This window comes from Rhodanobacter sp. C01 (genome assembly GCF_002001045.1).
In the GTDB taxonomy this organism is placed as follows: domain Bacteria; phylum Pseudomonadota; class Gammaproteobacteria; order Xanthomonadales; family Rhodanobacteraceae; genus Rhodanobacter.
The window spans coordinates 1-26,354 of sequence record NZ_MUNR01000007.1 but is presented as its reverse complement, the minus strand read 5'-3'; the positions used below and the strand labels follow the sequence as shown (position 1 = coordinate 26,354).

Genomic DNA, 26,354 nt, shown 5'->3' with positions numbered 1-26,354 from the left:
TCAATGCGTTGCAGGGCCGAGCGTGATCCACAGGCCAAGCTTCACCTGGTCGGACAGGGTGGCGCGATGGGCACTCATGCCGAAGGCGGCGCGCGACAGCGTGCCTTGGGCCTCGATCACGCAGGCCGCCATGGCAGAGGTGTTGCACGTGGTGGGCATCAATTCGAAACGGATCGGCGCGGTCACCCCGCGCAAGGTGAGTCGTCCATCGAGTACACCGCCCGTCGTCAGCATGGGCAGACTGATCGGGTCGGACACGAAATGGAGGGTCGGATACTGCGCGGCGTCGAAGAATTCCGGTGCCAGCACCCAGCGACGGGAGCGGGCGGAATCCATCACGATACTGTTCACGTCGATATGCGCGTCGACCGTTGCCAGATCGCGCGAATCCACCCGCACCTCACCCGCGATCTGCATGAAGCGCCCGCTGATCGTGTGCAGCCACAACAGGCGCACGCTGAAATCCGCGTACGAGCGGTTGTCGGCAATGCGGTAGTTGGTGGATCGTGCCGCAGGCGCGACGAGCACCAGCGTGGTCAGCAGGCCGATGGCGAAGCGTCGCCTCACGGCGACCAGAACGCATCCAGCCGGGCATTGCCCGGTTCCAGTGCGCCATCCAGATGCAGTACCGCCAGTGCGCCGGGCGGCATGCCGCGGAATTCGTCGGAGCGACCCTCGACCAGCAGCGCGACCAGCCGCTCGATACCGGGATTGTGGCCGACCAGCATCATCGTGCCGCTGTCGCCGTGCTGGTCGAGCAGGGCCAGCAGTTCGCCGGGCGAGGCGTCGTAGATTTCCGGGGCAGCCTGTGGCTGCGGTGCGTTGGCCATCACGGCCAGCGCCAGCCGGGCGGTCTCCTCGGCGCGGCGCGCCGGGGAACACAGCACGCGCGCGGGACGCACGCCGTGCGCGGCCAGCCAGCGGCCAGCGGCCTGCGCCTCCTGCTTGCCGCGTTCGCTCAGCGCGCGTTGCTGGTCGTCACCGGTGGTTTCTATCGGCACCGCCTCGGCGTGCCGCAACAGGATCAGTTCGTGCATGGAAGACTCCGGTGGGTGTGGCCGCGCAAGGCGCGCCATGGCTGCATCAAGAGAGGCGGGAGGCGGGCTGTCAGTGCTGGCGCTTGATCCAGCGCAGCAGGGCCTTCCAGTCCTGCTGATGGTTGCGCACCTGCTCGGACTGGTAATCGAAAATGCCCTTGCCCAGCGCGCTCAGCAGCACATAGGCCTGGCTGTCGCGCAGTTGCGCGACGACCGGGAACGGGGATTGTTCGGCGAGCTGGGCCACCGCGTCCTGGCTGGCGTGGGTCCACGGCTTGAGTCGGTTGGCGACCAGTCCCACCGGCAGCTTGCCGCGACGGATGCGGTTGATCGACTGCAGCTCCTCGATGAAGCCGAGCGTGGCATGCAGATCGAACGATGACGGCAGTACCGGCACCAGCAGCACGTTGGCCTGTTCCAGATACGGCTCCAGCTCGCGTTCGCCGGAGCCGGCAGCGGTATCGATCAGCAACTGCTGGGTGTCCGGTGGCAGTTTCTGCAGGTATTTGCGTCCGCCTTCAAAAGCCAGCACGCCGGGGACGTTGTCCGGTCTCAGCGTGGCCCAGCGATAGCTGGAGCCCTGCCGGTCGGCGTCGATGATGGCGGTGTGCTGTCCCGCCTGTGCCCAGTGCGACGCCAGCTGGGTCACCAGCGTGCTCTTGCCGCATCCGCCCTTGCTGCTTGCCACCAGCGTCGTAAGCATCGACTCACCCTTGTCGCGGAAGGTGATCCAAGCCTACACGGCTGTGGATGTTGCGCAAAGCGGCGCTGCGGCAGTGCGCGGTCGGATGCGTTGACGACGGCAGGGAAGTCCTTTTCGACCGTGGTGCGTCAGTGCGGTTTCCAGTCGACAGGCGGATCGGTCGGTATGCTGTTGTCACGCAGGGCGGCCAGCAGCAGGCTCATCTCGGTGCCGCCGTTGCGTGCCAGTGCCAGCAGATGCTGCGCCAGCGCCTTGTCGTCAGGCGCACGGGACAGCAGCGCGGCGAAACTCTGAACCTGCCAGATCAGGCTGAGCCGCGCGTGTTTCGCGTCTTCCTGCTGGGCCGGATCATCCGAGAGCACCTCGCGCAGGTGCAGGCCGAGCGAACGGGAGAGCGGGCTGGAGCCCCATTCGAGTGTCTTGCCCAGTTTCAGGCAGTCGGTCTTGATCGACGCATCCTCGCCCGCGTTCTCGCACAGCTTGGCGGTGATCTGCAGCCCCGGTTGCGGCTGGCTGCTGGCAATGCCGTAGACCAGCATGTTCTGCATGCCGACTGCCCCGCCCGCATGCGCCGGATCGAAGGTGTCGGCCGGCGGCGGCAGCACGCCGACCGAACTGGCCAGCGCCTTCAGGCTGGCTCCGGTGTAGTCGTCGTACAGCTTGGCGGCGGCGGCCTTGGCCAGATCCTCGCGGGCCGCGTCCGCCTTCATGTTGCGGGTGTCTTCGGCCAGCTTGAGCAGCCATACCGCGGCATTGTCCGGAGCCTGCGTCTGCAATTGTTCCAGCGCCGCCGGGTTGGGGCAGGCATCGGCCTTGGCATCGCAATCGGCCAGGCGAACCCAGCTGACCGCGGCATCGGCATCCGTGGCCATGGCGGCACGCCCGATCAGGGCATGGAAACTGTTGTTCTCCGGCTGATTGGACAACGGCCGCGCCAGCAACGCGGCGCCGAGCAGCGGCTGTGCATCGGCGCTCGGCGCCAGCACGCTGACCAGGTCGCGCTGGAACGCCAGCTGGGCCTTGTCACGGGCCTTGGCAGCCTTGCTTGCCGCACTACTGCTGGTCTTGGTGGGTGCGGCGTTGTCGGCGAAAGCCGGAGCGGTCGCGAGGCAAAATGCACATGCCAGGGCAAGGTAAGGCCATCCACGCATCATCGGCTTGGGTCCACGAGTCAAAGTGGTCAGCATACCTGCGGCAGATTAAGCACGGCTGATTCCCGTGACGGGAGAGCCGGGCAGGTGCTGCAAGGCTTGCTAGGATGGGCGTTTAGGCGCAAGGCTGCGCCCCTCATGACTCGGGAGACGCGTAGTGGATCATTTGTCGACATTTGCCAATGGAGCACCCTGGTTCGCCGGCTGGGGCACGCTGGCGCTGGTCAATGCGGCGCTGGCGCAGGGCAAGAACCGCAGCGGGTTGCTGTGGTTCCTGCTCTCATTGCTGTTCGGTCCGCTTGCCACGCTGTTGCTGGTGCTTCTGCCGAAGGTGCGCAGCACGCTGTTCTGAGGTCGCCCTGCTCCCGGCTTGGAGGCGTGCGGCTTACTCGCCGAGCGCCTCGCGCATGAATTCCGGCTGCGCCAGCGCGCCCTTGTGGATGTCGGCGTTGTAGTAGCGGGTCGGGAAGTTCTTGGCTGAAGCGCCGCGCTCGCGGAAACCGGACAGGTCGCCGCCCTTGCGTGCCATCGTGCAGCTCCACCAGCCGGTCGGGTAGCACGGCTGCGGGAACGGCAGCGTCTTCACCGCGCTGAAGCCGGACGTGCGCATCGCCGAGCGCATCGATTTGATCAGGTCCAGATGTGCCAGCGGCGATTCGCTCTGCTGCACCAGCAGGCCGCCGTGGCGCAGCGCCTTGTGGCAGCTGGCGTAGAACGCGGCGTTGAACAGGCCTTCGGCCGGGCCGACCGGGTCGGTCGAATCGACGATGATCAGGTCCAGCGACTCGGGTTCCGCTTCGGCCATGTACTTGATGCCGTCAATGAACATCAGTTCAGCGCGCGGGTCGTGGTTGGCGTCGCACAGTTCCGGGAAATACTCCTCGGCCAGCCGTGTGACCCGCTCGTCGATCTCCACCTGCACCGCCGACTCGACTTCCTCGTGCTTCAGCACCTCGCGCAGTGTGCCGCAATCGCCGCCGCCGATGATCACCACGCGCTTGGCGCGCGCATGGGTGAACAGCGCCGGGTGGGTCATCATCTCGTGATAGAGGAAGTTGTCGCGCGTGGTCAGCATCACGCAGCCATCGATCACCATCAGGTTGCCCCAGTCGGTGGTCTGGTAGATCTCGATGGTCTGGAACGGGGTCTTCTCCGCATGCAGCAGTTGCTCGGTGCGGAAACCGATGGAGGAGCCGGAAGCCTGGTGGGCCTCGGTGAACCAGCTGGGCTGCTGCGACATGGTGGATGTTCCTGACGAACCGGGTGGAAGGACAAAGACTGCCAATTGTAACGGCAACGGCGGTGAACGTCCCGAGATCGGGTTGCTGCGCCATGCGCATATCGTCACAGGCGCCTATTACAATGGTGCTCTGGCAGGGCCGGTGCAGCGCGCCGGGACCGCCGACAAGTCCGATCGACCCCGCGGCGTGCGAGGCTTCCGGTCGTTCGGGCTCGTGCTCCTGAGTTGAGCAAGACCGTCAAGGCTCGCCGCTGCGACGACATGATCAGCGCGTGACAAACACGCTGTACAAGGAAACCCCATCCATGTCGAAGCACTGGAATACCGATCTTGCCCGCCACACCTACGCCGTGCCGCACTGGGGCGACGGCTATGTCGACGTCAACGCCACCGGCGAAATCGTGATGCGCCCGCATGGTGCCGCCGGGCCGGCGCTGTCGCTGCCGGCGATCGTCGAGCGCGCCCGCGGCGAAGGCCTGCGGTTGCCGCTGCTGGTGCGCTTCCCGGACATCCTGGCCGACCGCCTCGCGCGGCTGCAGGGCGCCTTCGCCAAGGCGATCGGCGAATGGAATTACGCGGGCGGCTATACCGCGATCTATCCGATCAAGGTGAACCAGCAACGCGGCGTGGCCGGCGAGCTGGTCGCCGCCGGCGAGCACGGCTTCGGCCTGGAGGCGGGCTCCAAGCCCGAACTGATGGCGGTGCTGGCGATGGCGCGACCCGGCTCCATCGTGATCTGCAATGGCTACAAGGACCGCGAATACATCCGTCTCGCGCTGATCGGGCTGAAGCTGGGTTTGCGCGTGCACATCGTGATCGAGAAGCTGTCCGAACTGGACCATGTGTTCAGCGAAGCGAAGGCGCTAGGCGTCGAGCCGCTACTCGGTGTGCGCGTGCGGCTGGCCTCGATCGGCGCCGGCAAGTGGCAGAACACCGGCGGCGACAAGGGCAAGTTCGGCCTGTCGCCGCACCAGGTGCTGACCCTGATCGAGCGGCTCGATGCGGCCGGCCTCAAGCACACGCTGAAGCTGCAGCATTTCCACATGGGTTCGCAGATCTCCAACGTGCGCGACATCGCCAACGGCATGCGCGAGGCCACCCGCTATTTCGTCGAACTGAAGCGGATGGGCGTGCCGCTGGAGATCGTCGATGTCGGCGGTGGCCTCGGCGTGGACTACGAAGGCACCCGTTCGCGCAGTCACAACTCGATCAACTACTCGATCGAGCAGTACGCCGCGACCATAGTGCAGTCGCTGGCCGAGGCGGTCGAAGCCGAAGGCCTGAGCGCGCCGCATATCCTCACCGAGGCCGGCCGTGCGATGACCGCGCACCATGCGGTGATGGTGGTCAACGTGACCGAGGTGGAGGAAGTACCCGCCGGCACGATTCCGCCAGCGCGTGCGGACGAGCCGGCCGTGCTGCGCCGGCTGCGCGAAACGTGGGAGGAGCTGGACCAGCGCCCTGCGCTGGAACTGTTCCACGAGGCCCAGCACCATCTCAACGAAGGCCAGACGCTTTACGCGCTGGGCCAGTTGGCACTGGCCGACCGCGCGCGACTGGACGAGATGTATTACGCAATCGCCGGTGCGGTACGCGCACGCTTGTTGCCGGCCGAGCGCTCGCACCGCCCTGCGCTGGACGAGCTGGACGAGAAGCTGGTCGACAAGTATTTCGTCAACTTCTCGGTGTTCGAGTCGGTGCCCGACATCTGGGCGATCAAGCAGATCTTCCCGATCACGCCGATCGCGCGACTGGACGAGGAACCGACCCGGCGCGGCGTGATCGTCGACCTTACCTGCGATTCGGACGGCCGCATCGACCACTACGTCGATGCCGAAGGCATCGACGTCAGTCTGCCCCTGCATGCGCTGAAGGACGGCGAGAGCTACCGGCTCGGCATCTTCATGGTCGGCGCGTATCAGGAGACGCTGGGCGACATCCACAACCTGTTCGGCGACACCGATGCGGTGAACGTGCGCGTCGATGGCGACGGCTACACGTTTGCGCATGTACGCCGCGGCGACACGACCGACCTGATGCTCGACTACGTCGGCTACGACCTCGAAGCGCTGCGCCAGAGTTATCGCGAGCGCATCGCCGGCGCGGGTGTGACCGGGGCGGCAGCCACGCAGTTGTATGACGTGCTGAACGTTGGCCTGACTGCCTACACCTACCTGGCGGAAACTCCCTGAACAGCCACGATGCGGTGGTGTTGCCCATGACCTGTTTGCTTCGAGGAAAACCAACCCGGTGAGTGCGATCCTGTGAGTGTGATCTCGTGAGCGTGACCCTGCTGATCTTCCTGAGCGTGCTGCAGGGCGTGACCGAGCTGTTCCCGGTCAGCAGCCTCGGCCATACATTGCTGGTGCCTGCCCTGTTCGGCGTGCATCTGGACCGGCATGCGCCCGCGCTGCTGCCCTTCCTGGTGGCGCTGCATCTGGGCACCGCGATCGCCCTGCTGGTGTATTTCCGGGTTCGCTGGATCGCCATTGCGCAAGGCTTCCTCGGCAGCCTGCGCGGCCGCCCCAGCGATAACGGGCATCTGGCCTGGGGGTTGCTGGTCGGCACGATCCCGGCGGGCCTGGTCGGCCTGTGGCTGGAAAAGCCGCTGGAGCGACTGTTCCATGACCTGCGCATCGTGGCGCTGGCCCTGCTGGTCAACGGCATCGTGCTGTGGCTGGGCGGTCGCCAGCGTGAGGATGAGATGCACCGGCCGGCGCAGCGGCTCACCCTGGTGCAGGCCGCGCTGGTCGGACTGGCCCAGGTCGGCGCGCTGATCCCCGGGTTCTCGCGCAGCGGCCTGACCATGATCGCGGGCAACCGGGTCGGACTGGACCGCAAGGACGCCGCGGAATTCTCGTTCCTGCTCGGCACGCCGATCATCCTGGCCGCCGGCGTGTTGGAACTGCCCAAGCTGCTGCACGACCACGGCCAGCTGGTCACGGCAGCGCTCGGCGGTTTGCTGACCGGGATCGCCGCTTATCTGAGCGTGCGTTTCCTGATGCGCTATTTCGAAGGTCGCGGGCGGCTGGCGTCGTTCGGCATCTACTGCATCGTGGCCGGCACACTGTGCCTGGGCTGGTTTGCGCTGCATCCGCTGCCCCAGTGAGCGCGGTTGCGGCAGTTGCACATGTTGAAACCTGACGGATATCCGCGCGGCTTATCATCGACGTTTTCCAGCGGCACTTTCCCTGTGTAGGAGGCGGTATGGCAAGTCTTGACGGCAAAGTGGCATTGATCACCGGCGCGGCCAGCGGCCTTGGCAAGGCGATCGCCGAGCTGTATGCGAAGAACGGTGCCAGCGTGGCGATCGCCGACATCAACCAGCAGGCGGCCGATGCGGCTGCGGCCGAGATCAACGCGGCCGGCGGCAAGGCGATCGGCGTGGCGATGGACGTCAGCAACGAGGACGCGGTCAATGCCGGCACCGACAAGGTGGTGGCGACGTTTGGCCATCTGGACATCCTGATCTCCAACGCCGGCGTGCAGATCATCAATCCGATCGACCAGTTCGCGTTCGCCGACTGGAAGAAGATGCTGGCGATCCATCTCGATGGCGGCTTCCTCACCACCAAGGCCGCGCTCAAGCACATGTATCAGGGCGACCGCGGCGGCATCGTGATCTACATGGGCTCGGTGCATTCGCACGAAGCGTCCAAGTTGAAGTCCGCGTACGTCGCCGCCAAGCATGGCCTGCTTGGCTTGGCCCGCACGCTGGCCAAGGAAGGCGCAGCACACAATGTGCGTTCGCACGTGATCTGCCCCGGCTTCGTGCGCACGCCGCTGGTCGAGAAGCAGATCCCCGAGCAGGCGAAGGAGCTGGGCATCAGCGAGGCGGACGTGATCAAGAACGTGATGCTGAAGGACACCGTCGACGGCGTGTTCACCACGGTCGAGGACATCGCACAGACGGCTTTGTATCTGGCCACCTTCCCGTCCGCCGCACTGACCGGTCAGTCGATCGTGGTCAGCCACGGCTGGTACATGCAGTAAACGTCGTGGCTGATGCCAAGCGTCCGAACCCGCGGGCCACGTTGACTGAAACCGTGGCACGCGATTACCACACGGTCGCCCTGGTGCTGCAGGGTGGCGGCGCACTCGGTGCGTATCAGGCCGGGGTGTACCAGGCGCTGGCCGAGGCCAACTTGCAGCCCACCTGGCTGGCCGGCATCTCGATCGGCGCATTGAACGCGGCGATCATCGCCGGCAATGCGCCGGAGCGGCGCGCCGAGCGGCTGCGCGAGTTCTGGGAAACGATCTGCCAGCAACCATTGTTGCCGGGAGCGCTTGCCTTCGACATGAACGCTTGGCCGCTGCTGTGGCAGAACGGCATCAGCGGTCTCGCGGCATGGCGGGCGATGACCGAGGGACAGGCCGGTTTTTTCCGGCCGCGACTGGGGCCGCTGTTGCCATGGCATATCAGTCCGGCCAGCGCGAGCTGGTATGACACTGCGCCGCTGCGCGCCACGCTGGAACGGCTGGTCGACTTCGATCGCATCAACGACGCGCGCACGATGCGTGTGTCGGTAGGTGCGGTGAACGTGCGCACCGGCGACTTCACCTACTTCGACAATACCCGCAACACGCTACGGCCCGAGCACTTCATGGCCTCCGGCGCGTTGCCGCCAGGGTTCCCGGCAGTGGAGATCGACGGCGAGTTCTACTGGGACGGCGGCATGGTTTCCAACACGCCGCTGTACAAGGTGCTGAGCGAACGGCCCAGCCGCGACACGCTGGTGTTCCAAGTCGACCTGTGGAGCGCGCATGGCACATTGCCGCGGGATCTCGCGCAGGTGGCCGAGCGCAGCAAGGAGATCCAGTATTCCAGCCGCACGCGCCTGATCACCGAATTCATGCAGCGCACGCAGGAGCATCGGCGCCTGCTGCACGACGTGATGGCGCTGGTGCCCGAGGATCGTCGCGACGATCCGGCGTGGTGTCGTGCCGAAGCGCGTGCCGCGGCCGCGCTGACCAACGTGGTCCACCTGATCTATCGCGACAAGCCCTACGAAGGCCACTACAAGGATTACGAGTTCAGCGCAGCCAGCATGCATAGCCACTGGCAGAGCGGACTGGACGACATGCGCCACACCCTTGCGCATCCGCAGTGGCTGGGGGCACCGGACCCCGAGCATCCGTTCGTGACCCACGACGTGCATCGCGGCTAGATCCGCCGACGCGGGTGGGCGGCGGGTGGTTCAGTCCCGCGCGACCTGCAACCCGGCGGCTGACTGGCTCACCGGCATCACCTCGATGCGGTTGATGTTGAGGTGCGGCGGCAGGTTGGCGATCCACCAGATGGTGTCGGCGATGTCGTTGCTGGTGATCGGTTGGGCTCCGGCATAGAGCTGGTCCGACGCGGCCTGGTCGCCGCCGGTTCGCACCAGGGTGAACTCGGTCTCGGCCATGCCGGGTTCGACCGAACTCACCCGCACGCCGGTGCCGTGCAGGTCGCTGCGCAGGTTCCGCGAGAACTGGGTGACGAACGCCTTGGTGGCGCCGTACACGTTGCCGCCGCGATAGGCGTAGCTGGCGGCGATCGAGCTGATGTTGACGATCGCGCCCCGGCGTTCGATCAATTGCGGCAGCAGCAGGTGGGTCAGCGACACCAGTGCGGTGACGTTGGTGTCGATCATCTGCGTCCACTGCGCCAGGTCGGCCTGTTGCGCCGGTGCGGTGCCCAGCGCCAGTCCGGCATTGTTGACCAGCAGGTCGATACAGGCGAAGTCGGGCGGCAGCGCTGCATGCGCTGCGCGCATGGCCGCTTCGTCACGCACGTCGAACGCCGCCGCATGTACGCGTTCGGCACCGTGCCGGTCCACCAGCTGCTGCAATCGCTCGGCACGGCGGCCGCTGGCGATCACGCGCCAGCCGCCGGTCACGAAACGCTCCACGGCGGCGGCGCCAAACCCGGAGGTGGCGCCAGTGATCCATGCGGTCTTGAGTGTCATGCGGAAATTGTAGCCGGTGGCGTGACTGCGCAGTGCCACCTTTCGCGTTGTCGGCCTGTCCCGCAGGTTGCTGGTTTGGCGCGGCCTTATTTGCCTTCTTTCAAGGCGATCGCATTGATGCCGGCGCTGGCCAGTCGCTGTTTGGTCGATTCCAGTTCGGTGGCTGAACGGAATGGTCCCAGCCGCACGCGATGGTAGGTCTGACCGTTGATGCTGACCGACTGCACATTGGCGACGAAGCCTTGCAGGGCCATCTTCGCCTTCAGTGTCTCCGCATCGGCGGCGTTCGGGAACGCGCCGACCTGCAGCAGGTAACCGCTGCCGGCGGCTGGCGTCGGCACGGCACTGGCCGGGGCGGCGGTGATGTTCTCGCTGACGGCGGCCGGCGCATTCGTCTGAGCCGGTGCCTGCGACGTGCCGGCCTGCGGCTGGGCGGTGGCTTGCTGCTGGGCCTGTTGCTGCGCGGCAAGCTGCTTCTGCTGCTGCTCGGCGCGTGCCTGCGCACTGATCTCCGCGTCCGGAATGCGCACTTCCTTCTCCGACAGCACCGAGTAGAAGTCGTATTGCGGCTTCTTCGGCGCACTCTCGCTGGCAGCCGGTACCAGGCCGGCATCACTGCCGTTCTGGGCAGTGGCCTGCGGATTCGCCTGCGGGCCGCTGGGCTTGCTCATGCTGGTCAGCAGGCTGCCGCGCATCATCACCGCCATCAGGATGGCGCCGATCACGATACCGATGACGGCGTAACCCCAGCCTGGAAACCCGCCGGTGTTGTTGCGCACGGCCTGCCGGCCCTTGCCCTTGCGTGTTGCCATTTACATTTTCTCCGGGGCACCCAGGCCCAACAAATCCAGACCATTCTTCAACACCTGCCGTGTCGCTACCACCAGCGCCAGCCGCGCGTTGCGCAAGGCGGCGTCCTCGACCAGGAACTGGTGCGAGTTGTAGTAGGTGTGGAAGGCGTTGGCCAGCTCGCGCAGCCACGCCGCGACCAGATGCGGTTCGAGATTCGCGGCGGCGGCGTCGACCAGCTCGGGATATTTCGACAGCTCGGTCAGTAGGATCTGCTCGTGCTCGTTGTCCAGCCTGGCCAGCTGGGCCAGGCCTTCCTGCAGGTCGAACGTGAAACCTTTCTCGCCGGCCTGACGCAGCACGCTGCACACGCGGGCGTGTGCGTACTGGATGTAGTAGACCGGGTTGTCGTTGCTCTGCGAGCGGGCCAGATCGATGTCGAACACCAGCTGCGAGTCGGACTTGCGCGAGATCAGGAAGTAGCGCGTGGCGTCGCGGCCGACCTCGTCGATCAGGTCGCGCAGGGTGACGTAGCTGCCGGCGCGCTTGGAGATCTTCACCTCCTCGCCGCCGCGCATCACCGTCACCATCTGGTGCAGCACGTATTCCGGATAGCCGTTCGGGATGCCGCAGTCCAGCGCCTGCAGACCGGCCTTCACGCGGGCCAGCGAGCCGTGATGATCAGAGCCCAGCTCGGTGATCGCGCGTCCGTAACCGCGCTGCCACTTGCTGCGGTGGTAGGCCACGTCAGGCAGGAAATACGTATAAGTGCCGTCGGACTTGCGCATCACGCGGTCCTTGTCGTCACCATAGTCGGTCGTGCGCAGCCACAGTGCGCCACCTTCCTCATAGGTGTGGCCATGGGCGACCAGCTCGCGCACGGTCTCCTCGACCTTGCCGTCGCTGTACAGCGAGGATTCGAGGAAATACACATCGAAGCTGGCGCCGAATGCCTGCAGGTCGAGATCCTGCTCGCGGCGAAGACTGGCTACGGCGAAGCGTCGGATCGCGTCGAGATCGTCGACATCTCCTGCGCCAGTCACGGTCTCGCCGTCGGCGACCACCGATTCACGGTCGAGATAGGCGCGCGCCACGTCGGCAATGTAGTCGCCGCGATAGCCGTTCTCTGGCCAGCTGCTGTCAGCTGGCGTGATGCCGCGCGCGCGCGCCTGCACCGAGATCGCCAGGTTGGCGATCTGCACGCCGGCATCGTTGTAATAGAACTCGCGCTTCACGTTCCAGCCAGTGGCGTCGAGCAACCGGCTCAGGCAGTCGCCGATGGCGGCAGCACGACCATGACCAACATGCAGCGGGCCGGTCGGGTTGGCAGAGACGAATTCCACACCGACAGTCTTGCCTGCACCGTTCTCATTGCGGCCATACACGGCACCCTGAGCCAGGATGCGCCGCACCTCGGCGTGATACGCAGCGGCAGCCAGATGGAAGTTGATGAAGCCGGGGCCGGCGATCTCGACCTTTTCCACCAGTGCATTCGCGGGCAGTGCGGCGACCAGTTGGTCGGCCAGTTCGCGTGGTTTGGCGCGGGCTGCCTTGGCCAGCAACATGGCGACGTTGCTGGCAAAGTCGCCATGTTCGCGGCTGCGCGCACGCTCGATCACGAACCCGGGCAGGATCAGGTCGGTGGGCAGAGAGGCATTGCCTTGCAGGGTCCGGATGGCCTGCAGCACCAGTTCGCGCAACTGTTCTTTCACGGTGGAGTCGGATTCGTGATGGAACCGCCAATCCTAACAGACCGCCATGCTGCCGTTGGCTGCCTGCAGCGAACCGGCCCGGCCCGTTCACTCGTCGCCGCAGCGCTTCCTGAATCGTGATGCACCGCGGCGTTGCGCCCTGTGGATAAGTCTGTGGGGAAAGCGGCGGCAAGGCACAGGCTCGCAGTCATTCGCTGGCTAAAATCACGCGAAAATAATTAAAACATGATCTATTTCAATGAATTATTTGATTAACGTGGAGTGAAGTGCACGATTTGCCCGGCAAGTGGGCATCTGCGCGATTTGTGCATAAGTTTCGCTGACTTGGCGGCATCCCTGCACAACGACTCTCGAGTCATCACCCTGTCATGCGGCATTGCGACACTGGCTGGGTGCCTGACACGACTCCCCTCCTTGTCAGGTGCCGGAGACGCCGCGATCTCCCCTCCCAAAGCGGCCCCGACGGCGTGGTTCATTCCACGCCGTTTTTTATGGGTACGTACAGGAATCAGAGCAGGCCGCGGGCTGCCATCGACACCGGTTCACCGCTGCCGATCACCAAGTGGTCGAGCACGCGGACCCCGACCAGCTGCAGGGCCTCGCGCAGTTCCCGGGTGATCGCACGGTCGGCCGCGCTGGGCTCGGCAACCCCCGATGGATGGTTGTGCGCGAAGATCACCGCGCAGGCGTTATAACTGAGGCAGGCCCGCACCACCTCGCGCGGATGCACGCTGGCGCCGTCGACAGTGCCGCGGAACAGTTCCTCGAACGCCAGTACGCGATGGCGATTGTCCAGGTACAGGCAGCCGAACACTTCGTAAGGCAGATGACGCAGCTGTGCCCGCAGGTAATCGCCACTGTCGCGCGGATTGCCCAGACTCGGCTTCTGCTGCAGCTGTTCGGCCAGGCTGCGCCGGGCCAGTTCCAGCGCAGCGGCGATCCGCGTGCGCTTGGCTGGCCCGAGCCCGTCGACGCGCATCGGCTGCCCGGGCTGGCCAAGCAACGCGTTCAGGCTGCCGGCACGGGTGAGCAATTCGCGACCCAGCGCGATCGCATCCTTGCCCCGGCTACCGCTGCCCAGCAGCACGGCCAGTAGTTCGGCGTCGGACAGCGCGGCACTGCCGCGGGCCAGCAATTTTTCGCGGGGACGTTCGCCCTCGGGCCAGTCGCGGATGCTCATGCTTTCAACTTGCCGGATGACGCCGGTACCGGGCAGCGGTTGAGGTGAATGAATCCGGTAAGCTAAGGGTCTGCCCGATTGTCAGGCCCGCCTTACATGAGTCTTGCCCAACGCCGCATCCTGCTGGGAGTATCCGGCGGCATCGCCGCCTACAAGTCCTGCGAACTGGTTCGCCGCCTGCGCGAGCTGGATGCCGAGGTGCGCGTAGTGATGACCGAGGGCGCCACCCACTTTGTCGGTCCGACCACGTTTCAGGCGCTGTCCGGCCAGCCGGTGCGCGTCTCGTTGTGGGATGAAGGCGCCGAGGCGGCGATGGGGCATATCGAACTGGCGCGCTGGGCCGAACGCATCTTGGTTGCACCGGCAAGCGCCGACATGATCGCCCGTCTCGCGCACGGCCATGCCGACGATCTGTTGAGTACCTTGTGTCTGGCCAGCGCCGCGCCGTTGTATCTGGCGCCAGCGATGAACCAGCAGATGTGGGCACATCCTGCCGTACAGGCGAATGTCGACCTGCTGCGTCAGCGCGGCACGCACCTGCTGGGGCCGGCCGCCGGTGAGCAGGCCTGCGGTGATGTCGGCAGTGGTCGCATGCTGGAACCGCACGACTTGCGCGACGCGCTGCTGGCGTCATTCGGCAATCAGGTGCTGGCTGGCCTGCATGTGCTGGTCAGTGCCGGCCCGACCTACGAGGACATCGATCCGGTGCGTTTCATCGGCAACCGCAGCTCGGGCCGGATGGGTTTCGCCGTCGCCGCGGCAGCAGCGCAGGCCGGTGCCGTGGTGACTCTGGTGGCCGGCCCGGTGAGTCTGGCAACGCCGGCCGGGGTCGCGCGACGCATCGATGTGCGCAGCGCGGCACAGATGCATGCCGCGGTGCTGGAAGCTTCGGCCCAAACGGACATTTACATCGGTGCGGCGGCAGTGGGCGACTACCGACCGCTGGAAGTCGCCGCGCACAAGCTGAAAAAGCAGTCGGGTGCGGCCCTGACGCTGCAGCTCGACGAGAATCCGGACATTCTGGCCAGCCTGTCGGCACGAACCGTGCATCCGTTTCTGGTCGGTTTCGCTGCCGAGACACGTGAGGTGGCGAGCTACGCGCAAGACAAACTGCAACGCAAGGGACTGGACATGATTGCTGCCAACCAGGTGGGAGAAGGCCTTGGTTTCGAGGCGCCGGATAACGCCTTGAACCTTTACTGGGCCGGTGGCACGGTCGAGCTGCCGCGTTCGGCCAAGCCGGAGCTGGCACGCCAGTTGATTGCCCATATTGCTGAGCGTTATCGGGCGGTACGCGGATGATGCTCGACATCGAGCTGAAGATTCTCGATGCCCGTCTGGGTGACAGCATCCCGTTGCCGCAGGCCGCCACCCCTGGCAGTGCCGGGATGGATCTGCGCGCCGCGCTGGAGGCGCCACTGACGCTGGCGCCAGGCGAGAGTGCGCTGGTACCGAGCGGCGTCGCGATCCATATCGGCGATCCCGGCTGGTGCGCGTTGATCGTGCCGCGCTCGGGGCTGGGTCACAAACATGGTCTGGTGATGGGCAATCTGGTCGGAGTGATCGATGCCGATTACCAGGGGCCGCTGATGATTTCATGCTGGAATCGCGGTACGCAGCCGTACACCATTGCGGTGGGCGATCGCATTGCGCAGTTACTCCTGGTGCCGGTGGGGCAGCCACGGTTGAACATCGTGACGGACTTCGCACCGAGCGAACGCGGCAGCGGCGGATTTGGCTCGACCGGTATCCAATGACGGGCTGGACCGGCGCGAGGGGCGCGCCGGACTGATTTTGCGGGCACAACCTGCGGGGCGGACATGGCGATAGACATCGCAAGGGAACGGTTGCGACAACTGCAGATCGACTGGCGCAACCTGCTGCCGCTGGTCGGCGGCACCGTGCTGCTGATGCTCGGGCTTTTCTGCGCGTGGCAGACCTGGCTGATCGCCGGCGAAGGCAGTGCGATCGCACAGGTGCATGCCGCCCAGGATCAGGCTGTGCATGCCCTGGCCGACGAGATCGCCATGCAGCGCGGCAGGATCGAGAAGGTGTTGGTGACGACGGACCCGGCCACCCTGATGAGCGATCCGGTGCAATCCGCGGCAGCCCTGCGCCAGCAACTGCCGCAGGTGAAGAAGCTCGAGTTGTACAGCGGTGATCTGGACGAGGTGTTGAAAGCGAATTACCGCAGTTTCGGCTATGCCAAGGCAGCCCAGTTGATGGCTGCGCAAAGCGCCGACGGCGTGCCGCTGGCGCAGACGGTGTCCTATGGCAATGGCGATCGCCGGCTGAGCCTGGTGATTCCACTGGGGCCGCCGCAACAGGCGCGGGCCTGGGCCTGGGTCGAGTTGCCGTTCGAACCCCTGAAGCAACGTTTCGAGTCGATCTCGCCGGCCGGCGGTCGGCTGGAGCTGCGTCAGGGCAATGACCATGGTGACATCAGCCTGTTGTCGAACGGATCCGGAGTCGCCGAGTCGGAAGTGGCTGGCAAACCAGTGGCTGGTAGCGTGTTCAGCGTGGCTGTCGGATTGCCGGGTGCCTTCATCGTGCTGCCGCATTCCTGGTTGCTCAGCGGACTGCTGACTTTGCTGGGACTGGGCGGTGGCGGCTTCCTGTTCTGGCTGCGTACGCAGTGGCGGATGCCGCTGGCATCCCGTGAAGATGGAGAGTTGGAATTGTCTGCAAGTATCAAAGATGTACCCGCCAATCCGGCGCCTCTTCCGGCAGCTGCCCCGAAAGTCTCGCAGCCGGTCCCGGCTTCACCGGTCGTCCCGGTGGTCAGCGTGGATCCGGGCATTTTCCGGGCGTATGACGTGCGCGGCATAGTTGGCAAGACCCTGAACAAGGAGGTCGCCTACGCGCTCGGTCAGTCGATCGGCAGCCTGATGGGCGAGAAGGGCTTGCGTGAAATCGTGGTGGGTCGCGATGGTCGCCTCTCCGGGCCGGAACTGGCGGGCGCGCTGGCCGACGGCCTGCGCGCCGCCGGCATCGACGTGATCGATGTGGGTGCAGCACCGACGCCGGTCGTGTACTACGCGGCTTACCGCTTCAACACCGGTTGTTGCGTGGCGGTTACCGGCAGCCACAACCCGCCGGACTACAACGGCTTCAAGATCGTGGTTGGCGGTGAGACGCTGTCCGAGGGTGCGATCCAGGATCTGTACCAGCGCATCGCCAGCGGTGCGCTGCAAAGCGGTGGTCAGGGCAGTCTGCGTCAGGTCGACGTGGCGCCCGACTATATCGAGAAGATCGTCTCGGACGTGCTGGCCGAGCGTCACCTGAAGATCGTCGTCGATTGCGGCAACGGCATCCCCGGCGCGATCGCGCCGCAGGTCCTAGAGGGTGTCGGTTGCGAGGTGATTCCGCTGTACTGCGACGTCGACGGCAACTTCCCGAACCATCATCCGGATCCTTCCGACCCGCACAACCTGGAGGACCTGATCCTTGCGGTGAAGCAGACCGGTGCCGATCTGGGCATGGCGTTCGATGGCGATGGCGACCGTCTCGGCGTGGTCACCCAGTCCGGCGAGATCATCTATCCGGATCGCCTGCTGATGCTGTTCGCACGCGACGTGCTGTCGCGCCAGCCCGGCGCCACGATCATCTATGACGTGAAGTGCACCAATCATCTGAAAGGCCAGATACTCGACGCCGGCGGCAGTCCGCTGATGTGGCGCACGGGACATTCGCTGATCAAGGCGAAGATGCGCGAGACTGGTGCGGAACTGGCCGGGGAGATGAGCGGCCATTTCTTCTTCAAGGAGCGCTGGTACGGGTTCGACGACGGCATCTACGCAGCCGCGCGACTGCTGGAGATCCTCGGTGGCGATCTGCACGGGCGTACGCCGGAGGAGATCTTTGCCACCCTGCCCAAGAGTGTTTCCACGCCCGAGTTGAAGATCGAGTTGGCCGAGGGCGAGCATTACCGCTTCATGGACAAGCTGCGTCAGCAGGCCAGCTTCGATGAGGCCACCCTGATCACCATCGATGGCGTGCGCGCGGACTGGTCCGATGGCTGGGGTCTGGTGCGCGCCTCCAACACCACGCCGGTGCTGGTGCTGCGTTTCGAAGCGGACAATCCGGTCGCGCTGAAGCGTATCCAGCAGGTCTTCCGCGACCAGCTGCTGAAGGTTGACAACCAGCTGAAGCTGCCGTTCTGACGGTTCATCCAGCCTCGCCAAAATCACGCAGGGCCGGCTTGCACCGGCCCTGCTGCCTTGTCGACCGGATTGGTTACTGTTCGGCTTTTTCCTGTGCCGCCTTCAGTTCGCGGTAACGTGCCAGCTTGGCCGCCTGCTGCTGCACGGTTTGCGCGCGCAGGGCCTGCTGGTGTTCCAGCGTGTTGCGCTGCCCGGTAACCACATCACGCTGCTTGGCGATGCTGTCGGTCAGGAATTTCGGCACCGGCTGCTTCGCGCGCTCGAGATCGGCGGCGCGGGCGAGCAGGTCGGTCAGGGCCTTTTCCTGGCTGCGCAGGTTGATCTGGATGGTGTGGATCTGCTGGTCGATGGTGTCCAGCTCCTGCTGTTGAAAGATCCGGTACGACTCCTCGTCCGGGTAGGCGGCCAGCATCTGCGCCTCGGCATTGGCGATTTCCTGCGCCGCGCGCTGCTTGGCCGCCTGTTGCTCGGCCAATTTGTTGGCGGCGGCACGTTCCGTCGCCGTCATCTGGCGTGGCACGTGCTGGATGACCACGCCCTGGTCGTTGACCACGTCGTAACCGTACTTCATGGCGTCGGCACTGAGGCTGTCGCTGAATTGCAGCAACCCCTGCCCATCGTGCCATTTGTAGTGGACGCTGTGGCTGGTCTTCTGGGCGTTTACCGACAAACTCGCGAGCAATGTGGCAACGGCAATGACAGGCAATGACTTTCGCATCAACTTTCCCCCTTGCCGCCAGTATAGCCATCGCCATCACGCTGCGTGGCTTCGGGTCGTTGGCAACGGCTGCCACTGTGATCGGGTTCGCCCGAAGTGTATCCGTCAACGCGTGAACTCAGCGCTGAACACCATAGCGCTCGCGGTAGGCCAGCAGTCGCGCGTGCTCGGCGGCCAGCTGGGGGTGCTCGCCGGCGTACGCGAGCACATCGTCGAGGCCGGTGATCGCGATCACCGGAATGCCGTAATCGGCGGCGACTTCCTGCGCGGCGGAGCGTTCGCCCTGCCCGCGCTCCTGCCGGTCCAGGGCGATCAGCACGCCGGCGGGTTCCGCGCCGTGTGCACGGATCAGGGCCAGCGATTCGCGTACTGCCGTGCCGGCCGTCATCACGTCGTCGACGATCAGCACGCGACCCGTGAGTGGCGCGCCGACCAGTACACCGCCTTCGCCATGATCCTTTGCTTCCTTGCGATTGTAGGCCCACGGCAGGTCGCGCTGATGCTGGTCGGCCAGTGCAATCGCGGTGGCTGCGGCCAGCGCGATGCCCTTGTAGGCCGGACCAAACAGCATGTCGACCTGGATTCCCGCGTTCACCACGGCAGCGGCATAGGCCCGCCCGAGCTGGGCCAGCGCGGCACCGGAATCGATCCGCCCCATATTGAAGAAATACGGGCTTTGCCGACCGGATTTCAGGGTGAATTCGCCGAAGCGAAGTACTTCGCGTTGCAGGGTGAGTTCGATGAAGTCGCGCTGATAGTCGTGCACCGGGTCGTCTCGCGAGCTGGAGTTCAGGGCCGTGCACGCCATCGATATGACGTGCCGGGGCAGCCATCATGGTACAGCTCGCTGCTGCCACTGACGCCGTCGCCAGCGTAGCGAGGCCGTGGCAAGTGCAATACCGGTGAGCGATGATTCATGCGCGATCTCGGTGGCCCTGCACTACGTTGTTATGATGACCCATCAGCATCCGGGAGACGCCATGCGCATCATCAGCCTCAACGCCAACGGCATCCGCTCGGCCGCGACCAAGGGCGTGTTCGACTGGTTGCGCAAGCAGGACGCCGATGTGGTCTGCCTGCAGGAAACCAAGGCACAGGAAGATCAACTCAGTGACCCGATGTTCCGTCCCGACGGCCATCATTGTTTCTATCGCGATGCGACCAGCAAGAAGGGCTACAGCGGCGTGGCTATCTATGCGAAGCGTGAGCCGGACCAGGTGCTGACCGAGCTGGGCTGGGACGAGTTCGACAACGAGGGCCGCTACATCGAGGCGCGCTTCGGCAACCTCTCGGTAGTGTCGCTGTACTTCCCGTCCGGTTCCTCGGGAGACGAGCGCCAGCAGTTCAAGTTCAAGGCGATGGAGTGGATCACGCCAATCTTCGACAAGTGGCTGAAGAGCGGTCGCGACTATGTGATCTGCGGCGACTGGAACATCGTGCACACCAGGAACGACATCAAGAACTGGAGCTCGAACCAGAAGAATTCCGGCTGCCTGCCCGAGGAGCGCGCGTGGCTGGACCTGCTGTTCCAGCAGCGCGGCTGGGTCGACAGCTTCCGCGCGATCAAACCTGACGCGGTTGAATATACCTGGTGGTCGAATCGCGGCCAGGCGCGGGCGAACAATGTCGGATGGCGCATCGATTACCAGGTCTGCACACCGTCGCTGCGCGAGCGTCTGAGCGCTTGCTCAATCTATCGAGAGCAGCGCTTCTCCGACCATGCGCCGTACACGGTGGACTATGCCGACTGAGCCGGCGTTGCCGACCACGGCGATGATGCCGGCTCGCCCATGGCGCGTGCTCAGCATCGGCTTGCTCGGCTTTGCTTCGGGCCTGCCGCTGGCGTTGTCGCTGAGCACGTTGCAGGCGTGGTTCACCACGGCAGGAATGAGCCTCAAGGCGATCGGCTGGGTCACCCTGATCAGCCAGGCCTACGTGTTCAAGTTCTTGTGGGCGCCGTTGCTGGATCGCCTGCCGTTGCCGTTCCTCGGTCGCCGTCGGGGCTGGATCCTGCTGATGCAGCTGCTCTGTGGCGCCGCACTGATCAGCATGAGCTTCTATACGCCGGAAGGCGCGGCCACAACGATCGCGTTCTTTGGCGTACTGCTGGCGTTTGCCTCGGCCACCCAGGACATTGCCTACGACGCGCATCGCACCGACCTGCTGCCGCCGGCCGAGCGCGGCTGGGGCACCGCGTTTTCGCAGGGCGGCTATCGGCTCGGCATGCTGGTCTCCGGTGCGTTGGCACTGATCCTCGCCGACCGGTTGGGCTGGGCGTGGGTATACCGGTTGATGGGTGCGTTGATGCTGGGGTCGATGCTGGTCACCGTGCTGTCGCCGGATGCGCCGGACGAGCAACCTGCGCGGAGCTTCGCCGAGGCGGTGGTGCGGCCGTTCGTGGATTTCTTTGAGCGCTACGGTGTGCTTGCTCTGGCTTGGCTGGCATTGATGGTGCTGTACAAGCTGAGCGATGCCTTTGCCTTGTCGTTGTCGACCACCTTCCTGCTGCGTGTGCCGCAATTCACGCTGACTCAGCTGGGGGCGATCAACAAGACCTTCGGCTTGATCGCCGGGCTGCTCGGCGCATTGGCCGGTGGCTGGGTGGTGACACGGATACGGCTGTTTCCCGCGTTGCTGCTGCTGGGAGTGGCGCAGGCGCTGGTGAACCTGGGGTATATCTGGCTGGTGCACAGTGGTCCGGATATCTATGCGTTGGCCACCGTGGTGGGGTTGGAGAACTTCTTCAGCGGGTTGGGCAGCACCGCGTTCGTGGTGTTGGTGACGGCGCTATGCAATATGCGTTTCTCGGCGACCCAGTACGCGCTGCTTTCGTCGCTGTCGGCGGTGGGGCGGGTATTCCTGGGGCCGGTGGCGGCATGGTTGGTGCCGCAAGTGGGTTGGTCGACGTTTTTCGTAATCACCGTCCTGTCGGCGATTCCGGGGCTGTTGCTGGTGATCGTGTTGCGCCAAGCGATTCATCGCGTCGAACTGGTCCAGCCGCATTGAGATTGCCAACCAGGCCACGGAAGTGATCGCCGGATCGGTCAGAATCCTAACCACCATGAGGGATTCCTCCAGTCCCCGCGTGACTTAAGGAACGATGTCTATGCCGGACATGATCTTGCAGCACGTCGATACCTTGCTGGCCGAACGCATCCACGCGCTGGCCAGGGATCGGCAGTGGGCGGTCAACGATGTCTTGTTGTATGCCTTGCGCAATGGGCTGGGTATGTCGGCAGCGCAGCAGTTCAGCGAGTCTCTGCGTGAACCGGAGGCATTGACTGAACTGGGCGGTCACTGGGAGGTCGAGGAAAAGGGCGTATTCCAGGAAGCGCTGCGCGCACTGACGCAGACGCGCCCGACTCAGCTGGCGCCCGAAAGTGTCCGCGTCGAGGGCTCAATGGCCGGGGCGGAGTAGATCGCGCCCAGTAATCGGGGGCCGCGCGCACCAGTAACCGCAGGTAGATTGCCGGGCAATCCAAGCAGGCGCTGACGCGCCAGCCATGCAAATGCGGTGGCCTCGAGAAAATCCGGATCGATGTTGTAGCGCGCCGTGCTGCAAAGATTACGCGGGGCCAGCAGTTCGCCCAGTCGCTGCATCAGCGCGCCGTTGTGCACGCCACCACCACAAACCATGATCTCTTCGGCGCTGGGTGCCTGCTGTTCAATGGCAATGGCGACGCTGCGTGCGGTCAGTTCCAGCAAGGTCGCCTGCACGTCGGCCGGGCTCAACGAGGCCAGCTGGGGATGCATGGCCAGCCACGCCAGATGGAAGTGTTCACGCCCGGTGCTTTTGGGGGGTGGCAGCGCGAAATAATTGTCGGCCAACAAGGCATCGAGCAGGGCGGGATCGACCCGGCCGCTCGCCGCGAACGTACCGTCGCGATCGAACGCCTCGCCGCGATGACGCAGGCACCAGGCATCCAGCAGGCCGTTTGCCGGGCCGGTGTCGAAACCATGCACGCCGCCATCTGCACCGAGTACGGTGATATTGGCAATGCCGCCGAGGTTGAGCACCACACGCGCATGCCCTGGCCGGGCCAGCAGCATGGCATGCAGCGCCGGCAACAGCGGTGCACCCTGCCCTCCGGCAGCCATATCGGCGCGCCGGAAATCCGCCACGACGTCGATGCCACAGCGTTCGGCGATGATGCTGGGGTCGCCCAGTTGCAGCGTGAACGGATATTCGCCGGTCGGGCGATGGCGGATGGTCTGGCCATGCGAGCCGACTGCACGTATCGCGTGTGCGGGCGTGCCGCTCTGTACGAGCAGCTGCAGCACCGCATCGGCGAAGTGGTGGCCGATTTCGACGTCCAGCCGTCCAAACGCGTCCAGGTCCAGCGCGGCCTCGCCTTGCGCCAGCGTCAGCATGCGCTCGCGCAAGGCGGGTGGCCATGGGTGCGTGTGTGCGGCCTGCAACTGCGGCACGCCACGGCTGAAGCTGACCAGGGCAGCATCGATGCTGTCCGCGCTGGTGCCGGAGATCAGGCCGAGATAAAGCGCCGAGGCGTCATCCACGCTCGTCGAATGCTCAGTTGTCGTTGTTGGTGGGCGCGTTGGCGTGTGCCAGCTTGATCTGGGCATCCAGCTCGGTCAGCCGGGCCAGCTGGGGTTGCACCACCTGTGCCTTGAACCTGGCCAACTGGGCAGCTGGCAGCAGCTCGGGCTTCGGCAAGGTCACCGTCTGTGGATTGCGCTGTACCCCATTGACTCGGAATTCGTAGTGCAGGTGCGGGCCGGTGGCCAAGCCGGTCATGCCCACGAAACCGATCACCTGGCCCTGGCTCACATGCTGGCCGACTTTTTCGGTGGCGAAACGTGACATGTGGCCGTAAGCGGTGCTGATCGTGCTGTTGTGCTGGATGATCACGAAGTTGCCGTAGCCGTTCATCCATCCCTTGAACTTGATCACGCCGTCGCCGGCGGCATGGATCGGCGTGCCGGTGGGTGCGGCGTAGTCGACGCCCTTGTGCGCGCGCATGAGGCCGAGGATCGGGTGCATGCGTGCTGCGCTGAAGGTCGAGGAAATGCGGGTAAAGTCGACCGGGATGCGCAGGAAGGATTTCTGGATCGGCCGTCCGTCCTCGCTGAACCAGCCGTAGTCGCCATCGGCCTTCTTGAAACGGTAGGCGGTGTAGCGCTCACCCTGGTTGATGAATTCGGCGGCGACGATATTGCCTTCGCCGTAGCGCACACCGTCGCGGTAGAGATCGTCATAGATCACGGTGAAGCTGTCGCCGACGCGCAGATCCTGCACGAAGTCGATGTCGTACTTGAACAGGTCGGCCAGCTTGCCGACCATCGCGGCGTCCATGCCAGCCTGGTCACCGGCGGCATACAGGCTGCTGCGGATCACGCCATGCGCCACCTGTTCGCGCAAATCCATGTCGCGCTGCTGGATGGAAACCGTGGGTTGCGTGCCATCGAGCCGTACGGTGGCCCGACTGGCCTGGTCCTGATCGAAACGCAGCCCCTTGAGGCTGCCATCGCTGCTGAGCAGAAAATCGAATTCCTCACCAGGGCGGATGTTGTGCAGGGCGGCCTTCGCACTTCCGGCTGCGTCGATCACCTTCTGCAGATCGGTCATGCCGAGACCGCGGCCGGTAAAGATGTCCGACAGCGTCTGGCCCGGTTGTACCCGCACCACTTGCCAGTCGTCCACGGTGGGTGCCACCGTGCTGACCGGCTCGACCTTGGGAAGCGCCAGCGACAGTAGAGCATGCGCTTCGGGCGCCGGTGCCGGGCGCATTGCGCTGGCCCACGCGGGCATGATGAAACCGGACAACAAGGTGATCAGCAGGGCGGTCCCGGCAAGGACCCAGCGCTCACGATGCCAGTGAATCGGTTCGACTTCGGCCGAGCGGTTGAACGACCAGTGCGCAAAGCGCTCGTAGAAGTGGGAGTGTCGACGCTGCGCCTTGCGGCTGATTGCCTGCTTGCGTGCATGCAGCGTCCCCCTTTTTTCTTCTGTCATGCCGTATGCGTCCCGCGGTACAAAGTAACAAACTGCGCGTACCATAACGGCCATGTGTAAATGGCGTCAACGCCTTTTCCATCAAGGGTTTGCGCAACATTTCTGGTTAACGCACAATTAACGTTGATCGCACGGGCGGGTTCCCTCGTTGCGGTTCCGCCACTGTCACCTTATTCAGAGAGAGATACATGAGCGAGCTTGAGCAGGCGCTGGCCACGATTGCGCGTGGCGCCGACGAAATCATCAAGCAGGAGGATCTGGCTGAGCGCCTGAAAAGCGGCCGTCCGTTGCGGATCAAGGCCGGTTTTGACCCGACGGCGCCGGATCTGCATCTCGGCCATACCGTGCTGTTGAACAAGATGCGCCAGTTCCAGGATCTGGGTCACCAGGTGATTTTCCTGATTGGCGACTTCACCGGCATGATCGGCGACCCCACCGGCAAGAACATCACGCGCAAGCCACTCACTCGCGAAGATGTGCTGGCCAATGCCGAGACCTATGCCGAGCAGGTCTACAAGGTGCTGGATCGGGAGAAGACCGAGCTGCGCTTCAATTCCGAATGGTTCGGCCACATGACGGCCGCCGACATGATCAAGCTGGCCGCCCAGCACACCGTGGCGCGCATGCTCGAGCGCGACGACTTCGCCAAGCGCTATGCCGCGCAGCAGCCGATCGCGATCCACGAATTCCTGTATCCGCTGGTGCAGGGCTATGACTCGGTCGCGCTCAAGTGTGACGTCGAGCTCGGCGGCACCGACCAGAAATTCAACCTGCTGATGGGCCGAGGCTTGCAGGAACATCACGGCCAGCCGCCGCAGATCGTGCTGACCATGCCGTTGCTCGAGGGTCTGGATGGCGTCAACAAGATGTCCAAGTCGCTTGGCAACTACATCGGCATCAACGAGCCGGCGATCGACATCGTCACCAAGACCATGAAGATCGGCGACGAGTTGATGTGGCGCTGGTTCGAACTGCTCAGCTTCGAGGTATCGATGGATGAGCTGGCGCTGATGAAGAAGGACATCGCCAGCGGCGCGCTCAATCCGCGCGATGCCAAGCTGCGCCTCGCGCGCGAACTGACCACGCGCTTTCACGGCGCGGCGGCTGCCGAACTCGCGATCGCCGGCTGGCATGCGGTCGTGCGTGGCGAGGGCGATACCTCGCTCTTGCCGCAAGCTGACATCGTTGTGCCTCCCGAAGGCCTGCGGCTTGGTGCTTTGTTGACGGCGGCCGGGCTGACTGCGAGCAATTCCGAAGCCAGTCGCAAACTGAAGGAACGGGCCGTGCGCATCGACGCTGAAGTCGTGGAAGACGCACAGCGTGTCTTCAGTGCCGGTTTCGAGGGTGTGCTGCAGGTGGGCAAGCGCAACTTTGCGCGTGTGAAGCTCGTATCGGCGTGATCCGAAGTGTTGTTCGACCCCGCATGACGGGGTCGAAACCGGGCGCGTGGAAAAGAAAATTGCTTGCCAGTGCAGCCGTTTGCAGCACATCTGCAAAACCGGCCTCAAGAAACGCTTGCTAAAAAAATCACAGATCGTATTATTCGCGGCCCGCAGTCGCCCAGACGTCGCAAGACGGACCGCCGGGACCTCGAAAAAAGCTTCAACGAGGGTGTTGACGGTCACCAAAAGCGATGTAGAATGGGCGGCTCACCTAGGACGAAACGTCTTGGGGCGTCACCGAGAAATCGGCGACAAGCGAGAAGATCTTTGACAGTGTGCGCAGGTGAATTGTGT

The 26,354-nt window shown here is 64.6% G+C and carries 25 protein-coding genes; 12 read left to right on the top strand and 13 right to left on the bottom strand.

Annotated features, from left to right (window positions below):
* The 4 genes from B0E50_RS04155 to B0E50_RS04140 all read right to left on the bottom strand — a co-directional run bounded on the left by B0E50_RS04155 (position 1) and on the right by B0E50_RS04140 (position 2,894).
* Positions 1–567 carry a YceI family protein gene (locus B0E50_RS04155; protein WP_077439932.1) on the bottom strand — a complete coding sequence of 189 codons (567 nt, stop codon included), beginning with the start codon at positions 565–567 and terminating at the stop codon, positions 1–3.
* Complete coding sequence (locus B0E50_RS04150; protein WP_077439931.1) at positions 564–1,037, bottom strand: histidine phosphatase family protein; 474 nt, start codon at positions 1,035–1,037, stop codon at positions 564–566. The genes B0E50_RS04155 and B0E50_RS04150 overlap by 4 nt, the downstream gene beginning before the upstream one ends.
* A 70-nt stretch (positions 1,038–1,107) precedes the next feature.
* Positions 1,108–1,740 carry a ParA family protein gene (locus tag B0E50_RS04145; protein ID WP_077439930.1) on the bottom strand — a complete coding sequence of 211 codons (633 nt, stop codon included), beginning with the start codon at positions 1,738–1,740 and terminating at the stop codon, positions 1,108–1,110.
* 128 nt (positions 1,741–1,868) lie between these two features.
* On the bottom strand, positions 1,869–2,894 hold the full coding sequence (locus tag B0E50_RS04140; RefSeq protein ID WP_077439929.1) for a hypothetical protein: 1,026 nt from the start codon (positions 2,892–2,894) through the stop codon (positions 1,869–1,871).
* 154 nt (positions 2,895–3,048) lie between these two features.
* Between B0E50_RS04140 and B0E50_RS04135 the strand changes: the two genes are divergently transcribed.
* Complete coding sequence (locus B0E50_RS04135; protein ID WP_077439928.1) at positions 3,049–3,243, top strand: antitermination protein NusB; 195 nt, start codon at positions 3,049–3,051, stop codon at positions 3,241–3,243.
* A 33-nt stretch (positions 3,244–3,276) separates the two neighbouring features.
* Here B0E50_RS04135 and speE read toward each other — a convergent pair whose 3' ends face one another.
* Positions 3,277–4,131: a polyamine aminopropyltransferase gene (gene speE, locus B0E50_RS04130; protein ID WP_077439927.1), complete on the bottom strand. Its 855-nt coding sequence runs from the start codon at positions 4,129–4,131 to the stop codon at positions 3,277–3,279.
* Positions 4,132–4,436: 305 nt separating this feature from the next.
* On the opposite strand from speE, the gene speA reads away from it, so the two are divergent.
* The 4 genes from speA (at position 4,437) to B0E50_RS04110 (ending at position 9,299) form a co-directional block, all read left to right on the top strand.
* Positions 4,437–6,323: an arginine decarboxylase gene (gene speA, locus B0E50_RS04125; RefSeq protein WP_077439926.1), complete on the top strand. Its 1,887-nt coding sequence runs from the start codon at positions 4,437–4,439 to the stop codon at positions 6,321–6,323.
* An 86-nt stretch (positions 6,324–6,409) separates the two neighbouring features.
* A complete protein-coding gene (locus B0E50_RS04120) occupies positions 6,410–7,240 on the top strand; it encodes an undecaprenyl-diphosphate phosphatase (protein ID WP_077439925.1) in 831 nt (276 codons plus the stop codon).
* A gap of 98 nt (positions 7,241–7,338) precedes the next feature.
* Positions 7,339–8,124: a 3-hydroxybutyrate dehydrogenase gene (locus tag B0E50_RS04115; RefSeq protein WP_077439924.1), complete on the top strand. Its 786-nt coding sequence runs from the start codon at positions 7,339–7,341 to the stop codon at positions 8,122–8,124.
* Between the two features lie 5 nt (positions 8,125–8,129).
* On the top strand, positions 8,130–9,299 hold the full coding sequence (locus tag B0E50_RS04110; protein ID WP_077439923.1) for a patatin-like phospholipase family protein: 1,170 nt from the start codon (positions 8,130–8,132) through the stop codon (positions 9,297–9,299).
* A 30-nt stretch (positions 9,300–9,329) separates the two neighbouring features.
* On the opposite strand, the gene B0E50_RS04105 is transcribed toward B0E50_RS04110, so the two are convergent.
* The 4 genes from B0E50_RS04105 to radC form a co-directional block, all read right to left on the bottom strand.
* Positions 9,330–10,082 (bottom strand): SDR family NAD(P)-dependent oxidoreductase, encoded by a 753-nt coding sequence (locus B0E50_RS04105; protein ID WP_077440008.1) that lies wholly within the window; start codon positions 10,080–10,082, stop codon positions 9,330–9,332.
* 86 nt (positions 10,083–10,168) lie between these two features.
* Positions 10,169–10,894 carry an SPOR domain-containing protein gene (locus B0E50_RS04100; protein ID WP_077439922.1) on the bottom strand — a complete coding sequence of 242 codons (726 nt, stop codon included), beginning with the start codon at positions 10,892–10,894 and terminating at the stop codon, positions 10,169–10,171.
* Positions 10,895–12,583, bottom strand: coding sequence for an arginine--tRNA ligase (gene argS, locus B0E50_RS04095; protein ID WP_077439921.1), 1,689 nt, complete (start codon positions 12,581–12,583; stop codon positions 10,895–10,897).
* A gap of 508 nt (positions 12,584–13,091) precedes the next feature.
* Positions 13,092–13,763, bottom strand: coding sequence for a DNA repair protein RadC (gene radC, locus B0E50_RS04090; RefSeq protein WP_077439920.1), 672 nt, complete (start codon positions 13,761–13,763; stop codon positions 13,092–13,094).
* A gap of 96 nt (positions 13,764–13,859) precedes the next feature.
* Here radC and coaBC point away from each other — a divergent pair, with 96 nt between their 5' ends.
* The 3 genes from coaBC to B0E50_RS18345 all read left to right on the top strand — a co-directional run bounded on the left by coaBC (position 13,860) and on the right by B0E50_RS18345 (position 17,926).
* A complete protein-coding gene (coaBC, locus tag B0E50_RS04085; RefSeq protein ID WP_077439919.1) occupies positions 13,860–15,065 on the top strand; it encodes a bifunctional phosphopantothenoylcysteine decarboxylase/phosphopantothenate--cysteine ligase CoaBC in 1,206 nt (401 codons plus the stop codon).
* Positions 15,065–15,520, top strand: coding sequence for a dUTP diphosphatase (gene dut, locus B0E50_RS04080; protein ID WP_077440007.1), 456 nt, complete (start codon positions 15,065–15,067; stop codon positions 15,518–15,520). The genes coaBC and dut overlap by 1 nt, the downstream gene beginning before the upstream one ends.
* 63 nt (positions 15,521–15,583) lie before the next feature.
* Positions 15,584–17,926, top strand: a complete 2,343-nt coding sequence (locus tag B0E50_RS18345) for a phosphomannomutase/phosphoglucomutase (RefSeq protein WP_077439918.1) — start codon at positions 15,584–15,586, stop codon at positions 17,924–17,926.
* A 73-nt stretch (positions 17,927–17,999) separates the two neighbouring features.
* On the opposite strand, the gene B0E50_RS04070 is transcribed toward B0E50_RS18345, so the two are convergent.
* Positions 18,000–18,644, bottom strand: coding sequence for a DUF4124 domain-containing protein (locus tag B0E50_RS04070; RefSeq protein WP_077439917.1), 645 nt, complete (start codon positions 18,642–18,644; stop codon positions 18,000–18,002).
* Between the two features lie 118 nt (positions 18,645–18,762).
* Positions 18,763–19,410 (bottom strand): orotate phosphoribosyltransferase, encoded by a 648-nt coding sequence (pyrE, locus tag B0E50_RS04065; RefSeq protein WP_077440006.1) that lies wholly within the window; start codon positions 19,408–19,410, stop codon positions 18,763–18,765.
* Positions 19,411–19,624: 214 nt separating this feature from the next.
* Here pyrE and B0E50_RS04060 point away from each other — a divergent pair, with 214 nt between their 5' ends.
* From B0E50_RS04060 to B0E50_RS04050, 3 genes are all read left to right on the top strand, one after another.
* Positions 19,625–20,395, top strand: coding sequence for an exodeoxyribonuclease III (locus B0E50_RS04060; protein WP_077440005.1), 771 nt, complete (start codon positions 19,625–19,627; stop codon positions 20,393–20,395).
* Positions 20,385–21,650 carry an MFS transporter gene (locus tag B0E50_RS04055; protein WP_217343196.1) on the top strand — a complete coding sequence of 422 codons (1,266 nt, stop codon included), beginning with the start codon at positions 20,385–20,387 and terminating at the stop codon, positions 21,648–21,650. The genes B0E50_RS04060 and B0E50_RS04055 overlap by 11 nt, the downstream gene beginning before the upstream one ends.
* A 100-nt stretch (positions 21,651–21,750) precedes the next feature.
* Positions 21,751–22,062, top strand: coding sequence for a hypothetical protein (locus tag B0E50_RS04050; RefSeq protein WP_077439916.1), 312 nt, complete (start codon positions 21,751–21,753; stop codon positions 22,060–22,062).
* Here B0E50_RS04050 and B0E50_RS04045 read toward each other — a convergent pair.
* Both B0E50_RS04045 and B0E50_RS04040 read right to left on the bottom strand, forming a co-directional pair.
* Positions 22,008–23,162, bottom strand: coding sequence for an anhydro-N-acetylmuramic acid kinase (locus B0E50_RS04045; RefSeq protein WP_077439915.1), 1,155 nt, complete (start codon positions 23,160–23,162; stop codon positions 22,008–22,010). The two genes, B0E50_RS04050 and B0E50_RS04045, sit on opposite strands and share 55 nt — an antisense overlap.
* A gap of 13 nt (positions 23,163–23,175) precedes the next feature.
* On the bottom strand, positions 23,176–24,618 hold the full coding sequence (locus tag B0E50_RS04040; protein ID WP_077439914.1) for a peptidoglycan DD-metalloendopeptidase family protein: 1,443 nt from the start codon (positions 24,616–24,618) through the stop codon (positions 23,176–23,178).
* Positions 24,619–24,806: 188 nt separating this feature from the next.
* Between B0E50_RS04040 and tyrS the strand changes: the two genes are divergently transcribed.
* Entirely contained in the window at positions 24,807–26,018 is a 1,212-nt protein-coding gene (gene tyrS, locus B0E50_RS04035) for a tyrosine--tRNA ligase (RefSeq protein WP_077439913.1), read from the top strand.
* Positions 26,019–26,354: the final 336 nt, after the last annotated feature.

Bases quoted from the DNA above. Each gene is read 5' to 3' on its own strand.
- B0E50_RS04150 (WP_077439931.1), bottom strand. From the start codon at position 1,037: ATGCACGAACTGATCCTGTTGCGGCACGCCGAGGCGGTGCCGATAGAA.
- B0E50_RS04145 (WP_077439930.1), bottom strand. From the start codon at position 1,740: ATGCTTACGACGCTGGTGGCAAGCAGCAAGGGCGGATGCGGCAAGAGC.
- B0E50_RS04140 (WP_077439929.1), bottom strand. From the start codon at position 2,894: ATGATGCGTGGATGGCCTTACCTTGCCCTGGCATGTGCATTTTGCCTC.
- speE (WP_077439927.1), bottom strand. From the start codon at position 4,131: ATGTCGCAGCAGCCCAGCTGGTTCACCGAGGCCCACCAGGCTTCCGGC.
- speA (WP_077439926.1), top strand. From the start codon at position 4,437: ATGTCGAAGCACTGGAATACCGATCTTGCCCGCCACACCTACGCCGTG.
- B0E50_RS04115 (WP_077439924.1), top strand. From the start codon at position 7,339: ATGGCAAGTCTTGACGGCAAAGTGGCATTGATCACCGGCGCGGCCAGC.
- B0E50_RS04105 (WP_077440008.1), bottom strand. From the start codon at position 10,082: ATGACACTCAAGACCGCATGGATCACTGGCGCCACCTCCGGGTTTGGC.
- B0E50_RS04100 (WP_077439922.1), bottom strand. From the start codon at position 10,894: ATGGCAACACGCAAGGGCAAGGGCCGGCAGGCCGTGCGCAACAACACC.
- radC (WP_077439920.1), bottom strand. From the start codon at position 13,763: ATGAGCATCCGCGACTGGCCCGAGGGCGAACGTCCCCGCGAAAAATTG.
- coaBC (WP_077439919.1), top strand. From the start codon at position 13,860: ATGAGTCTTGCCCAACGCCGCATCCTGCTGGGAGTATCCGGCGGCATC.
- dut (WP_077440007.1), top strand. From the start codon at position 15,065: ATGCTCGACATCGAGCTGAAGATTCTCGATGCCCGTCTGGGTGACAGC.
- B0E50_RS18345 (WP_077439918.1), top strand. From the start codon at position 15,584: ATGGCGATAGACATCGCAAGGGAACGGTTGCGACAACTGCAGATCGAC.
- B0E50_RS04070 (WP_077439917.1), bottom strand. From the start codon at position 18,644: ATGCGAAAGTCATTGCCTGTCATTGCCGTTGCCACATTGCTCGCGAGT.
- B0E50_RS04060 (WP_077440005.1), top strand. From the start codon at position 19,625: ATGCGCATCATCAGCCTCAACGCCAACGGCATCCGCTCGGCCGCGACC.
- B0E50_RS04055 (WP_217343196.1), top strand. From the start codon at position 20,385: ATGCCGACTGAGCCGGCGTTGCCGACCACGGCGATGATGCCGGCTCGC.
- B0E50_RS04050 (WP_077439916.1), top strand. From the start codon at position 21,751: ATGCCGGACATGATCTTGCAGCACGTCGATACCTTGCTGGCCGAACGC.
- B0E50_RS04040 (WP_077439914.1), bottom strand. From the start codon at position 24,618: ATGACAGAAGAAAAAAGGGGGACGCTGCATGCACGCAAGCAGGCAATC.
- tyrS (WP_077439913.1), top strand. From the start codon at position 24,807: ATGAGCGAGCTTGAGCAGGCGCTGGCCACGATTGCGCGTGGCGCCGAC.